General features: G+C 71.1%; 11 protein-coding genes and 1 pseudogene. 8 read left to right on the forward strand and 4 right to left on the reverse strand.

All coding sequences use genetic code 11. The features are described from left to right. Window positions 1–187 (forward strand): annotated as a pseudogene (locus VF330_RS40185) (very short patch repair endonuclease); the annotation flags it as partial. A gap of 27 nt (window positions 188–214) precedes the next feature. On the opposite strand, the gene VF330_RS40190 reads toward VF330_RS40185, so the two are convergent. Together VF330_RS40190 and VF330_RS40195 are read right to left on the reverse strand one after the other, a co-directional pair. Continuing rightward, window positions 215–1330 carry a DNA cytosine methyltransferase gene (locus VF330_RS40190; protein ID WP_330857001.1) on the reverse strand — a complete coding sequence of 372 codons (1116 nt, stop codon included), beginning with the start codon at window positions 1328–1330 and terminating at the stop codon, window positions 215–217. Window positions 1331–1406: 76 nt separating this feature from the next. Beyond that, window positions 1407–3014, reverse strand: a complete 1608-nt coding sequence (locus VF330_RS40195) for a ricin-type beta-trefoil lectin domain protein (RefSeq protein ID WP_330857002.1) — start codon at window positions 3012–3014, stop codon at window positions 1407–1409. Window positions 3015–3176: 162 nt separating this feature from the next. Here VF330_RS40195 and VF330_RS40200 point away from each other — a divergent pair, with 162 nt between their 5' ends. The 6 genes from VF330_RS40200 (at window position 3177) to VF330_RS40225 (ending at window position 10906) form a co-directional block, all read left to right on the forward strand. Further along, window positions 3177–3683 (forward strand): SigE family RNA polymerase sigma factor, encoded by a 507-nt coding sequence (locus tag VF330_RS40200; protein WP_330857003.1) that lies wholly within the window; start codon window positions 3177–3179, stop codon window positions 3681–3683. After that, a complete protein-coding gene (locus VF330_RS40205) occupies window positions 3680–4615 on the forward strand; it encodes an LCP family protein (RefSeq protein WP_330857004.1) in 936 nt (311 codons plus the stop codon). The genes VF330_RS40200 and VF330_RS40205 overlap by 4 nt, the downstream gene beginning before the upstream one ends. A gap of 86 nt (window positions 4616–4701) precedes the next feature. Next, window positions 4702–7461 (forward strand): helix-turn-helix transcriptional regulator, encoded by a 2760-nt coding sequence (locus tag VF330_RS40210; RefSeq protein WP_330857005.1) that lies wholly within the window; start codon window positions 4702–4704, stop codon window positions 7459–7461. Between the two features lie 138 nt (window positions 7462–7599). Next, window positions 7600–8520, forward strand: a complete 921-nt coding sequence (locus VF330_RS40215) for a hypothetical protein (protein ID WP_330857006.1) — start codon at window positions 7600–7602, stop codon at window positions 8518–8520. 109 nt (window positions 8521–8629) lie between these two features. Further along, entirely contained in the window at window positions 8630–9718 is a 1089-nt protein-coding gene (locus VF330_RS40220; RefSeq protein WP_330857007.1) for a nucleotide disphospho-sugar-binding domain-containing protein, read from the forward strand. A 42-nt stretch (window positions 9719–9760) separates the two neighbouring features. Further along, window positions 9761–10906, forward strand: a complete 1146-nt coding sequence (locus VF330_RS40225) for a glycosyltransferase (RefSeq protein WP_330857008.1) — start codon at window positions 9761–9763, stop codon at window positions 10904–10906. Window positions 10907–10924: 18 nt separating this feature from the next. On the opposite strand, the gene VF330_RS40230 is transcribed toward VF330_RS40225, so the two are convergent. Together VF330_RS40230 and VF330_RS40235 are read right to left on the reverse strand one after the other, a co-directional pair. Further along, entirely contained in the window at window positions 10925–11308 is a 384-nt protein-coding gene (locus VF330_RS40230) for an STAS domain-containing protein (RefSeq protein WP_330857009.1), read from the reverse strand. A gap of 268 nt (window positions 11309–11576) precedes the next feature. Next, the gene (locus VF330_RS40235; protein WP_330857010.1) at window positions 11577–12590 is read right to left on the reverse strand and encodes an FAD-binding oxidoreductase; all 1014 of its coding nucleotides are present in this window, start codon (window positions 12588–12590) and stop codon (window positions 11577–11579) included. Window positions 12591–12660: 70 nt separating this feature from the next. Here VF330_RS40235 and VF330_RS40240 point away from each other — a divergent pair, with 70 nt between their 5' ends. Beyond that, on the forward strand, window positions 12661–13530 hold the full coding sequence (locus VF330_RS40240; RefSeq protein ID WP_330857011.1) for a LysR family transcriptional regulator: 870 nt from the start codon (window positions 12661–12663) through the stop codon (window positions 13528–13530). The last annotated feature ends 36 nt before the right edge of the window (window positions 13531–13566 follow it).

Consider the following 13566-nt stretch of genomic DNA (forward strand, 5'->3'; position numbering starts at 1 on the left):
GACGTGGCCCAAGAACAACGCGGAGTTCTGGCGGACGAAGATCGAGACGAACCGGCGGCGTGATCTGGACACGGACCAGAAGCTCGCCGACGTCGGCTGGCTGGCGGTTCGGGTGTGGGAGCACGAGACGGCTTCGGCCGCGGCCGCCCGCGTGCGCGAGATCGTGCGCAGCAGGCGGCCGGGCTGACCGAGAAACGGCTTCAGCGGACCGAGGTCAAGCCTGTGTCGTGGGCAGCAGCGGCTTCTCGTAGAGGCCGGGGTCCCACGCGGCGCCGACCACGCGGTCCAAGTCGGCCGTCTCGAACTTCCTGCCGAGTGCTGCGGCGAGAACGTGCGCGGCGAGCCGCGGCGGGATCGCGTTGCCGACCTGCTGGGCGATCTGCTTCCCCGACCACGGGTAGTCGACCGGGAAGGTCTGCAGCCTGCCGCTTTCCTCCGGTGTGAACCTTTCGAGCTCACGCGAGAGCGAAGCGGTGCTGTAGAGCCTGTTCCGCGAGATCTTGCCGGTCACCGTCGCGGAGGGCTCGTCCGACCGACGCCTGCCGCGGTCCTTGGGATCACCGCCGGTGCCGTAGTTGGAGACGACGACGAACTTCTTCCGATCAGGAAGCACGTCTTCCATCGACACCCAGGGCAGGAGATCGCTGTCGCCTTCGGACCTCGACCTGCCCTTGCGGTAGAGGCGGTGTGAGGGCTTGGGCAGCTCGGCCTTGCCGTGGCGACGGGCGATCAGGATCGCCCGGCGGCGTGTCTGCGGCACGCCGAACTGCTCGGTGTGGAGAACGCCGCAGGCGACGTTGTACTCCAGCCCCTGCAGCGCCTTGGCGTAAGCGTCCCAGACGGGGAGCACGGCAGGAACCTGCTCCAGCACAACGGCTTCGTAGGGCTTGCCACCGCGGTGAGCTCCGAGGATCCAGCGCATCGGCTCGAGAACCAACCCCGTGCGCTCGTCGTCGTTGCCGTGCAGCTTGCTCACTTCTTCGGTGACGTCCTCGCCGTCCACGACCATGCGGTGCAGGTACTCGAGCACCTGGTCCAGCGACCGCCTACCCGCTCCACCGCCCGCGACCGTGTACGTCTGACAAGGAGGCCCACCGGCGAGGACGGTCGCGTCCGGAAAGTCCTCCGGACCGAACTTCCGGACATCGGAGTGCTTCGTGACCAGGCCGGCCTTGGTCCTGGTGGCACACGCGTCGTCGTCCCATTCGATGCCGGTCACGTTGATCCCGAGCCAGTGCGCGGCGACGTCGAGGCCACCGGGTCCCGCGAACAGGTCGACCATGTGGGTCTGCGCAGACGGGAACAGCTGCGGCTGCACAGAGGCGGTCATGGGGCCGGAGTTTATCTCTTCGATCCGGTACTCCAGGTAGCCCACTCCGACGTCCACGTCGGAGTGGGCCGCAGGTCTAGCGGAACCTCCACGTCTGCGCCGCCGACCCGTTGCACGTCCACAGGTTCAGGCGCGTACCGACAACAGTCGACGAGCCCGGGTTGTCCAGGCACAGCCCCGACTGCGGGTTCACCACCGTCCCGTCGGACCGCACGCGCCACTGCTGCGCGCCGGTGCCGTTGCACTGCCAGAGCTGCACGAGCGTGCCATCCGTGGTGCCGCCGTTGTCGACGTCCAGGCACTTGCCGGCGATGGCGATGGTGCCGTCGGCGACCACGCGCCACCGTTGGGCGTAGGTGTTGTTGCACGTCCAGATCTGCACCGGGTTGCCGTCGGCGGTGGCGCCCCTGTCGTTGTCCAGGCAGAGGCCCGAGGGCAGTTCCACGGCGCCGGCGCCGGACGGGAGGCGGTCGGCCGGTAGGGCTGGGGTGTTGCGGTGGTAGAAGTCGACGGCCAGGTAGTTGGCGGTCTTGCGGGCCGCCGGTTCGCAGAAGCGGCGGGCTCGGTCGGCGGCCTTCGTGTTGTCGGTGGCCACCGTGCCCTCGATCGGGACGTCGCGGAAGTGGTTCATGACGTACAGCGGGCGGAAGTTCGTTTCCGTTGTGGTCAGGGGCTTGTCCGGCCAGCGGGAGTAGCAGGACCAGTCGGAGCTGCCGAGTCCCGCGCCCATCGACCAGTAGTTCTCGACCGTCCAGTCCTTCTGGTACAGCACGCCCGTGTTCTCGCGGCCGTCCCTGCCGTGGCTGGTGAAGATCAGCAGGCGCTTGCCGGAGGCCTGCATCTGCGACAGCGTCGGCCAGCCGTTCTCGCGCACTCCCTCGGCGCGGTGGAGCACGTCGCCCAGGCCCTGCACGCGGGCCAGTTCGGAGCGCAGGACGTCGGCGGAGACGTAGTCCTCCAGGAACACCGTCACGATCTCCGTCGGGCGTGACTTCAGGAAGTCGACGATGCGCTGGAGGTCGACGTTCAGCGCCACGGGCTTGCTGACGAGGGTGCAGCTGTTGTGGCACAGGATCGCGCCGTCGGGGGTCTCGTGGATGTCCAGCATGAAGCCGCGGACGCCTTCGTTGAGCTGCTGCACGATGCCGCGCGACTGGTTCGGGGCGATGTCGGCGAACGCGAAACCGCCGTCCACGCCGTTCGCGAAGGCGTTGTGGGTGGTCAGGAACGTCATCTCGTCCAAGCGCGGGTCTGCGGGACGGGGCACGCGGACCGGGTCGACCGGGGTCAGGAACCACGTGTCGGCGCCGGTGCCGACGCGGACCTGGTCGGTGCCGGCGGCGATGAGGTAGCGGTCGGCGGCGGGGTCCTTGAACCGGTACCCGTCCTGGTCGTCGAGGACGGCGGTCCAGCGGGCGGTGTCGCTGGCGCAGCTGGTCATCTGGACGGCGTCGCCGGCGCGGCCCAGGCACTGGCCGCCTTCGGACAGGGTGCTGCCGTTCCAGGAGAACTGCTGGCGGTCCTCGTTGCCCTTGGGGCGGTGCTGGACCACGGACGAGCCGGACACGGCGGCGTTCTGGCCGGTCACGGCGCTCTGCAGGTAGTAGTTGCCGTTGGGGGCGGCGGCCGCGTCGACGGGGACGAGCAGCAGCGACAACAGCGCGAGTGCAGGGATGATGCGCATGGCGTGAAGGCTCACGCATCGAGGTGAACATGAAAAGACTTCACGTCGAAGTTCGTCCCAAACCGAGGCGTGTGTGGGCCGGACCACAAAACCCGTTGCAGCGAACGGTGGTGTCCAGGGGGTTTCTCCCACCGCACACGACTACGAGGAGAAGGGGACGGCGTGGGGTTCGACCAGTTCGTCGCTGACCGGCTGGACCGGCTGCTGGGGTACGCCACGGCGATCACCTGCGACAAGCACCTGGCGCAGGACATCGTGCAGAACGTGCTCATGCGCGCGCAGGGCAAGTGGGAGCGCATCGGAGCGATGGACGCTCCCTATCTGTACGTGAAGCGCATGGTGACCAACGACTACCTGTCGTGGCGGCACCGCAAGGCCGCGCGGGAAGTCGCCGTGGAACGCGCCGAGCTCGCCAGGCATGTGCCGTCGATGGCCGATCCGGCCGACGCACACGCCGAACGCGAGGCCATGCGCGCACGGATCGCCATCCTGCCTCGCAAGCAACGTGCGGCGCTGGTGCTGCGGTTCTACGAGGACTGCACGGACGCGGAGATCGCACAGGTGCTCGGCTGCGCGGAATCGACCGTGCGCAGCCAACTCTCTCGCGCACTGCAGACACTGCGCGCCCACGAAATCGCTCGATCCGCCACCCTGGGGGTGCACTCGTGAACGACCTCATCCGCCGGGCCATCGCCGCCGAGGCCGAGGACCGCGTCGACCCCCGGACCGTGCTGGCCGAGCTGCACAAGGCCAAGAAGCGCCCCAAGCCGTGGGGGCTGATCGTCGGCGTCGCCACGCTGACCGCCGCCGCCGCGGCCGCCGCGGTCATCGTCCCGACGGCGATCAAGAAGACCGACGCGTCGCCCGCCGCGCAGACCGCTCCGGCGACCGACCAGACCGTGCTGCTCATCGGCTCCGACGACATCGGCAACACCGACGCGCTCGTGCTCGCGCGGTTCCCGGCGGACGGGCGCTCGGCCTCGGTCGTGTCGTTGCCGCGGGACGTCTTCGTGGACGGCGAGAAGCTCAACAGCCTGTTCGCCGAGGACCCCGCGAAGCTCGTCACCGCGGTCGAGCGGACGACCGGCGTGAAGGTCGACCACCACGCCGCCGTGAAGATGTCGGAGTTCGGCAGGATCTCGCAGGTCGTCGGCGGCGTGGAGGTGTGCCTGAAGGCGGCCTCGACCGACCCGGTTTCCAAGGTCGGCTTCCCCGCCGGGCGGCAGGTCCTCTCGGGTGACCGGGCGCTCGCGTTTCTGCGGCAGCGGATGGGCCTGCCGAACGGCGACCTCGACCGGGTCAGGCGGCAGCAGGCGTTCCTCGCCGGGCTGGCCTCGCAGGTCACGAAGGACAAGGCGGTCGCGCTCGCCCGCGAGGCCGGCGGCGCCGTCGTGGTCGACAGCGGCTGGGACGTGCTGGAGTTCGCGCAGCGCTTCAGCGGCCCGATCACGGTCAGCGCGACGACGCTGCCGGTGAGCGAACCCGTCGACCACCAGGGCAAGGGGTACGGGCTCGACGTCGACCCGGCGAAGTCGAAGGAGTTCGTCGACAAGGCCCTCCAGGGCGGTGACACCTCCGGCGGGGACGGCTGCGTGGCCTGACCTTCACCCCAACGGAGCATCAAGTCCCCCGGTTGTACCGCCGATGACCAGCGTGTAGCCCGCCGGACGGCCGCTACGATCATCGCGTGCGCGAACCCCTCGAACGAGACGGCGAGATCGCGCACATCCGCGAAGCTCTGGACGCGGCCACCCGTGGTGATGGTCGTGTCGTCGTCATCGAGGGCCGTGCCGGCATCGGCAAGACCAGGCTCGTGCACGAGTGCCGCGAGCTGGCCAAGGAACGCGGGTTCGGACGCCTCCAGGCCGTCGGCGACGCCCTGGAGAGCGCCATGGCGTGGGGCGTCGTCCGGCAGATGGTCGAGCGGTCGGTGTCGCGGTACTCCGGTGGGATCCGCGAGAAGATCCTGGCCGGGCCGTCCGGGGCGGCGTTGCGGGCGCTGGACGACGCCGCGCTCGATCCCGGCGAGGCCGAGCTGGCCCGCACGCTGCACTCGCTGTGGTGGGTCGCGGTGGACCTCTCGTCCACCCGCCCGCTGCTGATCACGGTCGACGACGCGCACTGGGCCGACCTCTCGTCGCTGCAGTTCCTGGTCTACCTGTCGCGCCGGATCGCCGACCTGCCGATCGCGCTCGTCGTCGCGACCAGGCCGCCGGCGGACAACGCCGGGCCGCTCGCGCAGCTCAGCGTGTCCGCCGACCGGTTGCTGCCGCGCCCGCTCACCACGGGTGCCCTCGCCACACTGGTCGGCGGGCACCCCGACGTCGTCACCGCCCTGCACGCCGCGAGCGGCGGAAACCCCTTCCTCACCGGCGTTCTGGTCGACGAACTGGCCGCGCTCGGCCTGCCGCTGGACGACCCGGCCACGGCGGAGAAGGTCGGCACGCTGGGCCCGGCCACGGTCTTCCGCGCCACGCTGGGACGGTTGCCCGCGCAGGCCGTCGCGCTCGCGGGCGCGGTCGCCGTCCTCGGGTCGCACGCGGATCCCTGGCAGGCGGCGGAACTGGCGGAGGTCACCGACCTGCCGGCCGCGGTCGAGGCCCTCACCGCAGCGAACGTGCTCGTCACCGGCGACCACCTGGGGTTCGTGCACCCCGTTGTGCGCGAAGCGGTTCTGGCCGGACTCGGACCGATCGCCCGTGCCTCGCTGCACGCCGGGGCCGCGAAAGCGTTGCAGGAGCAGCACGCACCGGCGGACCGGATCGCGGCGCACCTCGTCCACGCTCCCAAGGGGACGCTCCCGAACGCCGCGGAAGTGTTGCGCAGGGCCGCTTCCGCGTTGCTCGCGGCAGGTGACGCGCGCACGGCCGCTGCCCACCTGACGCGGGCGGTGGACGAGAAGCCCGACGACGCGGGCTTGCGCGCCGACCTCGGCAGGGCACTGCTGCGCACCGGTGACGCGGTCAACGCGCACCGGCACCTGAAAGCTGCGGCACAAGGACTTCCGGACGCGGAACTGGTGGCGGCGGCGGCCTCGGCGACCGCGGCGCTGGAAGGCCCGGCGGCGGCGATCGCGGAGCTGACCGAGGCCATCGACGCACGGCCGGACGGCGAGTCGCGGCTGCACCTGGAGGCACGGCTCGCGGTGTTCCGCTCGTTCCTGCCCGACCAGCGCCGCACGGCGTCCGCGCACCTGAGCGCCTACAAGGGCCTGGCGGGCGGCACCCCGGACGAACGCACGCTGCTCGGCCTGCTCGCGCAGATGGGCCGCTACGAGGTGTGGCCGCACGACGAGGTCGCCGCGACCGCGACGCGGGCGCTGGCCAACGGCGCCTACCTCGACGACGCGACGGGCAGCACGGACGCGATGGTCGCGTGGCTGGTGGCGTTGCTCGCGCTGATGGCCGCGGACGGCGTCGACACCGCACGGCACGAGATCGACCGCGCGCGGCTGAGGGTCCGGCAGCACGGTTCGCCGATCGAGTTCGCGATGGTGGCGAACGCGTCGCTGTTCCTGAACTGGCGCGTGGGGAACATGCCGGTCGTCGAGGCGGAGGCCGAGGGCGCGCTGGCCGCCGTCGCGCACGAGGACCCGGTGTCCGAGGTGATCAGCCTGCGGGCGACCTCGACGCACTTCGCGGTCTACGCGGCGCTCGAACGGGGTGACGTCGCCGCGGCCACGGGCTTCGTCACCGCCTTCGACACCCGGCACGCGGACGCCCGGCTGACCATGCCGATGATCTGGCTGCACGAGGTGCGGGCGCTGATCGCGCTGGCCGAGGGCGACGCGCGGCGGGCGATGTCCGAGGCCTACCGCCAGCGCGACGCGATGCACCAGGTGCACGTCGACCCGCCGACGATCCCGTGGCGCGGCCCGGCGGCCAGGGCGGCGCTGCTGCTCGGCCGGCAGGAGCTCGCGCTGGAGCTGGCGGCCGAACAGCTCGACGTGGCACGCGGGTGGGGCGCGGCGACCGAGGTCGGCGCGGCACTGCGGCTGCTCGCGCACGCCGACCCGGACGGGCGCCTCGAGCTGCTGACCGAGTCGGTCGCCACCCTCGAGGACGCTCCCGCACGGCTGGAGCTCGCCCGCTCGCTGGTCGACCTGGGCGAGGCGCTGCGGGTGGCCCGGCGGCGCACGGACGCGCGGGACCCGCTGCACAGGGCGATCGACCTGGCCGAGACGTGCGGCTCGACGACACTGCGGACGCGCGCGGTGGAGGCGCTGGAGGCCCTCGGCGACCGGCCGCGCCGCCAGGTGGTGCTGGGCGCGGAGGCGTTGACGGCGTCCGAACGGCGCGTCGCGGACCTCGCGGCGGCCGGGCGGGCGAACCGGGAGATCGCGCAGGAGCTGTTCGTGACGCCCAAGACCGTCGAGAACCACCTCGGCCGGATCTACACGAAGCTCGGAATCGCCGGTCGCCGGGACCTGGCCCGCGTGCTCGCCTGAGACAGAGCGCCGTGGGGGTGGTCCTGATACACCCAACTTCCCCGCTCCGCGGTTGAGGGTTCTCCCCTCATGCCCTCGGGGGTCCGTCCCGGCGAATCTTGTGTCACCACAGGGGAACACGAGACAGGGGACACCGACATGATCCGCAACGCCCTCATCGCCGCCGCCGCTCTCACCGCCGTCGTCGCACCCGCCACCGCGGTCGCCGACCCGGTCATCGGCACCCCGCCGCCGTGCGTCGGCGCCGCCGACCTGGCCGGAGCCGACTTCAACGTCAAGAAGTGCGGCGTGAGCGACGTGGACCAGCACCGCGCCGGCCTGTCGGGCAACGGCGGCGCCTACTGCGGCCCCGCCTCCCTCTACAACGTCCTGCACTACTGGGGCCACGAGAAGGACGCGCCGGTCGGCTGGCTGACCACGAAGGTCGGCGACCTGAACCCGAAGGACCCGGCGGACTTCAGCGTCATCACCAACTCGATCTGGCGGATCGGCGTCGACGCCAAGTACGACGGCGGCACCAACCTCACCAACCTGCGCAAGGCGTGGGACATCGCCACCAAGCCCGCCCGCGACGCCGGCTGGACCACCTCCGCGGGTGTCGTGAGCACCAACACCGTGCCGGACTTCGGCGGCGAGCTCGCGAAGAAGCTCAACGAGGGCCCGATCCAGCTCGTCTACGGCCGCTACAAGGCCGGTCCGGCCACCGGCTCGTTGCAGCGCACCGGCGGCCACATCGTCACGGTCGTGTCCGCGACGGGTTCGTTCAACGGCAACACCGTCTCGCTGAAGCTGGCCGACCCCGGCCGCGCCGGGGACAGCGGCCAGGGCGACTACCTCTACACCCAGTCCGCCTACGAGTCGCTCGACGTCACGCTGACCAAGCGCGTGATCACCGAGTACGTGCCGGTCAAGGACGACGAGGACACCCGCGAGGACGAGTCGCAGCAGCCGGGCACCTACCGGACCGTGACGCGCTGGGAGCTGACCGGGGACCGCTACCCCAGCGACAAGACCCGGCAGATGGTCGAGGGCTTCAACTGGTTCGACATGACCAAGTGACCCGACGAGCCTCCAGGGCCGCACCCGCCACGGGTGCGGCCCTCCGCCGTGCCCGGGGTCAGGACGGCCGTGCGGATCCGGGTGGCTGATCGAGCCGTAGCCTGGAGGTATGCGCGTTCTTGTGGTCGCTGCGCCGCTGCTGGGCCATGTGTTCCCGTTGATGCCGCTCGCCCTCGCCCTGCGCGACGCGGGCCACGACGTCGTGGTCGCGACCGGCGGCGAGGCCCTGCGGGTCCGCGACTCCGGGCTGACCGTCGAGGACGTCGTCCCGGCGAACGTCCGGTTCGGACCGATCGCGTTGCGCATCGTGCTCGCGCACCCGCTGGTGGCCAGGCGGGAGCTGCGCGGCAGCGGCGGGCTGGACTTCGTGTCCCGGCTCTTCGGCGCGGTCGGCAACGCGATGCACGGGCCGTTGCGCGAGCTCGCCGAACGCTGGCGGCCCGACATCGTGGTGCACGAACCGCTGGCCGCCGCCGGGTCCGCGCTGGGCGTGCCGTCGGTCGTCCACGACGTGTCGCTCTTCGACGGCGTGGACCTGACGGCCGCGGTCGGCGCGCGGATGAGGGCCGACGTGCGTTCTCCCACCACGATCCTGCGCACGGCGCCCAAGAGCCTCGTGGAGTTCCTCGGTGGACGGCCGCTGCGGTTCGTCCCCTACAGCGGCGACGGCGAGGTGCCGCGGTGGCTCGCCGAACCCTCCGGCAAGCCGCGCATCCTCATCAGCCGCAGCACCGCCCCCGGTCCCGGCTCCGCGCGCATGATGGACGCCGTCACGAAGGTCGCGCGGGACGTGGACGCCGAGTTCGTGCTCGTCCGGCCCGCGCGGACCGAGGGGCTGCCGGAGAACGTGAAGGCCGTCGGGTGGGTGCCGATCCCCCGCGTGCTGCCGTTCTGCGACGGGATCGTGCACCACGGCGGCGCGGGCACGCTGCTCGGCGCGCTCGCGGCCGGCGTGCCGCAGCTGGTCGAGCCGGGCCCCGGCGACCGGACCGTGCACGCGAGGACGCTCAGCGGGCGCGGGGCCGGGCTCGCGGCGCGGCCGGAGGACGTCACCCCGGCGCTGCTCACGCGGCTGGTCGAGGACTCGAAGCTGCAGCGGGCCGCCGGCGAGGTGCGCGACGAGATCTCCGGCATGCCGTCGCCCGCGGAGGTCGCACAGCAGTGGGAGAGTTTCGCGCGATGGGGCCGCGGTTCGTGAGATTGACCCCGGCGTAATAAGAGAGCCTCTAATGTGGATCGTGTGCGCATTCTCTTCTCGAGCTTAGGCTCACACGGACACGTTTACCCCATACTCCCGCTCGCGATCGCCGCCCGCGAGCAGGGACATGACGTCCTCTACGCCGTCGACTCGGGATTCCACGCGACTGTGGAAAAGCTGGGTCTCACGGTCGTGGACGCGGGCGTGAGCATCTGGGCCGCGTTCCGTCAGGCCAACGAACTGCACGGCACGGGCGAGTTCCGGCGCGACATGCTGCGCCAGACCGCCGTCGACGCGTTCGGATCGGTGCTGCCCAGGGCGTTCGTGCGGGACCTGGAGCCGGTGCTGGAGCGGGACAAGCCGGACCTCGTCGTCTTCGAGATCATGAACGCCGGCGCGGGCCTCGCCGCGATGCGCGCCGGAATTCCCGCGGTGTGCCACGGTTTCGGCAAGATGGACGAGAACCTGGTGCCGGAGGCCATGAGCGACCTGTTCCTGGAGTACGTGACCGAACTCGGCATCAGCCTGCCGAATGGGCAGCATTACGGACTCGGATCACCGTATCTCGACCCCTTTCCGCCGTCTTTGCAGGACGTCGGGTTCCTGTCGGACGTCGACCGAATTCCGATCCGTCCCGTTCCGTTCGCGGAGCCAGGCGAATTGCCCGAATGGGTGGTGGAACGCTCGCGGCCGCTCGTCTACCTGACGTTCGGCACCGCGTTCTCGAACCCGGACGTGCTGCGGACGGCGATCGCCGGGCTGTCCGGGGTGGACGCCGAGGTGCTGGTCGCGACGGGCCCGCAGGTCCAGCCGTCCGCACTGACCGACGTGCCGGGCAACGTGCACGTGCTCCCGTGGGTGCCCCAGGCGGATCTGCTCGCGCACGCAGACCTCGTCGTGCACCACGGCGGCGCGGGCACGACGGTGAGCTCGATGGCGAACGGGGTGCCGCAGCTCGTGCTGCCGCAGGGCGCCGACCAGTTCCGCAACGGCGAGATCGTCACGGACACGGGGCTGGGCGCCGCGCTCGTCGCGGAGCAGTTCACCGCGGAGGCCGTGCAGGAGACCGCGACGAAGCTGCTGGCCGACGACGGCGTGCGGGCCGCGAACGCCCGCATCGCCGCCGAGATCGCGGCCATGCCACACCCGGACGAGGTCGTCCCGAAGCTGGTGGAACTGGCGGGCTGAGCCGGAGGAGACCGGTGTCTACTCGCTGGGCACCGGTCTCAACGCGGACAGCGCCTCGTCGACCGAGTCGTGCAGCAGCAGCACGTCGGCCACTCCGGTGACCTGCAGAGGTCTCTTCACGGCACGTTGAGGTGCCACGACGTGGAAGTCCTTGCTGTGCTCGTCGGCCATCTCGTGGGCCGTGATCAACGTGGAGATGCCGGTCGAGCCGAAGAAGCTGACCAGCGTGAGGTCCGCGACCAGCGCGGGACCGTCGGCGGCGAACCCGGCGCGCAACGCGTCGAGCACCTCGTCCGCCGTGTCGACGTCGATCTCACCTTCCACCGCGACGACCACCACACCGGCGACATCTGCGGTACGCACCGTGAGCAGCGGTGATTCCCTGAACTGATCTTCGTTCACCAGCACTCCCCGGTGGCCGAAGCACGTGAAACGCGGACTCCGAGCACGCTGCTGAACCCGGCTACCCGTCCGACGTTACGGCCGTTGCTGCCACACCACAACCTGTTGGTCACCCGACCGCCTGATGGCCGCGACCGGTCCAGTGTTCCTCACTCCCCCGCCAGGTGGACGCACACCCCCCGGCCGGTCGGGCGTGCCGGCGCTCAGGCCGTCAGCTCGCTCCAGACGGTCCTCTGACCAGACAGTTCGACCATTCCCCAGCGCGAGCTCAGCAGGGCGACGAGTTGGAGGCCACGGCGTACCGGAAGTTGCGGGTCCTGCCCACCACGTGCGGCCGCAGGAGGTCGAACACCTCCTCGTGCAGCTCCTCGACGCCGAGCCGGGGCGAGATCAGCTTGACCAGGTGGGTGGCGTCGGTGGTGAGGGCGCCGCCGAGCGGGAGGACGCCGGCGAAGATCGGCACGGCGGAGCTCGCGGCTCGTTCCCGCACCTGCTGGAGCAGGTCCAGCGGCAGACCGCTGAGCAGCACGTTGTCGCCCTGGTAGGTGTGCGGCGGGAGCGGTTTGCCCGCCGCCTCGGCGAACGGCCTGAGCCCGAAGTCCTCGCTCAGCCTCGGCGCGACGCGGAGGTGCCCGACGTCGAACGGCTTCGTGCTCGCGAAGGTCACGCGCACGACGTCGCCGAGGGTGGTGAGGGCCGGCGTGACGTGGTCGGGCAGGTCCCACGTGTGGAACGCCTCGAACACCGCCTCGGCGTGCCCGGCCTCGAAGAACATCTCGCCGGCGTGGACCCGGTCGACCTCCAGCAGCTCGAACTCCAGCTCGGTGACGACGTCGCCGACCTTCTCGGTCCTGCGCACGCGGTCGCTCGCGAAGCCGAACTCGCGGGCGAGCACGCTGAAGCCGCCGCCCAGGGTGTAGCCGACGACCCCGACGTCGCTCGCGTCGCCGCTCAGCGGTGCCAGGCCGTGCGGTGCGGCCTGCTCGATCACCTGCTGCCAGACCGCGCCCGCCCCGGCCCTTGCGGTCCTCGTCACCGGGTCGACCTCGACGGTGTTCATGCGCCGGGTGGAGATGAGGACGCCGGTGGTCGTCGTGGTGAGGCCGTGACCGGTGGTCTGGATCGCGTGGTCGAGACCTCGGTTCTCGGCGTGGGCGAGGGCTTCGCGCACGTCGTCGGCGTTCTCCACCGCGAAGATCACCTGGGGTTCGTGGCGGAGCCCGGTCTGGAAGCCACCGCGTTCGTCGTCGTAGCCCGGGTCGCCGGGGTGGAAGATGTGCATACTTCGAGCCTCGCTGGCCTGCGGCTATATGTCCAAGAGCTGGTTGTGCTCGTTCTTATAATAATCCGTTATGGAGTTTCGGCAGCTGGAGTACTTCGTCGCAGTGGTGGAGGAGGGCTCGTTCACGCGCGCCGCGGAACGGGTGCACGTCGCGCAGCCCGGTGTCAGCGCGCAGATCCGGCGGCTGGAGCGGGAGCTCGGGCACGACCTGCTCGACCGGTCGGGGCGGACGGTCACCGTGACGGACGTGGGCGCGGCGGTGCTGCCGATGGCCAGGGCCGCGCTGGGATCGGTGGAGTCGGCCCGGCGGACCGTGGAGGAGATGGCCGGGCTCGTGCGCGGTGTCGTGCGCGTCGGGATGGTCGTGTCGTGCGGGATCATGGACATGCCGGAGCTGCTGTCGTCGTTCCACACGGCGTTCCCCGGCGTGGAGATCACGTTGTCCGAGGCCAACTCCGACGTCCTCGTATCCTCCCTTGTGGACGGTGGGCTGGACCTCGCGCTGATCGGCTACGCCGGGCCGGTGCCGGACGGGCTGTCGGTGCGGGTGCTGGTCGACGAACCGCTCGTGGCCGCCGTCGCCGCGTCGGATCCCTGGTACGGCAGGGAGTCCGTGCCGCTGGAGGAGCTGCTGGAGCGCGGGTTGATCAGCCTGCCGCCGGGGACCGGACTGCGCGGTGCGCTGGACGAGGCGTGCGGAACCCGCCGGCCGCGGATCGCGTTCGAGGCGTCCGCGCCGATGGTGGTCACGCTGGCGCAGCGCGGGCTCGGGCCGGCCGTGCTGGCGTCGTCGATGGTGCCCGGCGACCTGCACGCGGTGCGGATCACCGACCCGGCGCCGTCCAGCAGGCTCGCCTTCGCGTGGCGGAGCGAAGGGCCGCACAGCCCGGCGGCGCGGACGCTGATCCGCCTCGCGGAAAACCGGGTGACAGCCCCGTAGGGCTCTGTCACGATCATCGGCATGTTCCTGACGGCT

This window comes from Lentzea sp. (assembly GCF_036380075.1).
Lineage (GTDB): Bacteria > Actinomycetota > Actinomycetes > Mycobacteriales > Pseudonocardiaceae > Lentzea.

What these genes read in the sequence shown, in the direction of transcription:
- VF330_RS40190 (WP_330857001.1), bottom strand. Translation starts at nt 1,330, where the DNA reads ATGACCGCCTCTGTGCAGCCGCAGCTGTTCCCGTCTGCGCAGACCCAC.
- VF330_RS40195 (WP_330857002.1), bottom strand. Translation starts at nt 3,014, where the DNA reads ATGCGCATCATCCCTGCACTCGCGCTGTTGTCGCTGCTGCTCGTCCCC.
- VF330_RS40215 (WP_330857006.1), top strand. Translation starts at nt 7,600, where the DNA reads ATGATCCGCAACGCCCTCATCGCCGCCGCCGCTCTCACCGCCGTCGTC.
- VF330_RS40220 (WP_330857007.1), top strand. Translation starts at nt 8,630, where the DNA reads ATGCGCGTTCTTGTGGTCGCTGCGCCGCTGCTGGGCCATGTGTTCCCG.
- VF330_RS40235 (WP_330857010.1), bottom strand. Translation starts at nt 12,590, where the DNA reads ATGCACATCTTCCACCCCGGCGACCCGGGCTACGACGACGAACGCGGT.
- VF330_RS40240 (WP_330857011.1), top strand. Translation starts at nt 12,661, where the DNA reads ATGGAGTTTCGGCAGCTGGAGTACTTCGTCGCAGTGGTGGAGGAGGGC.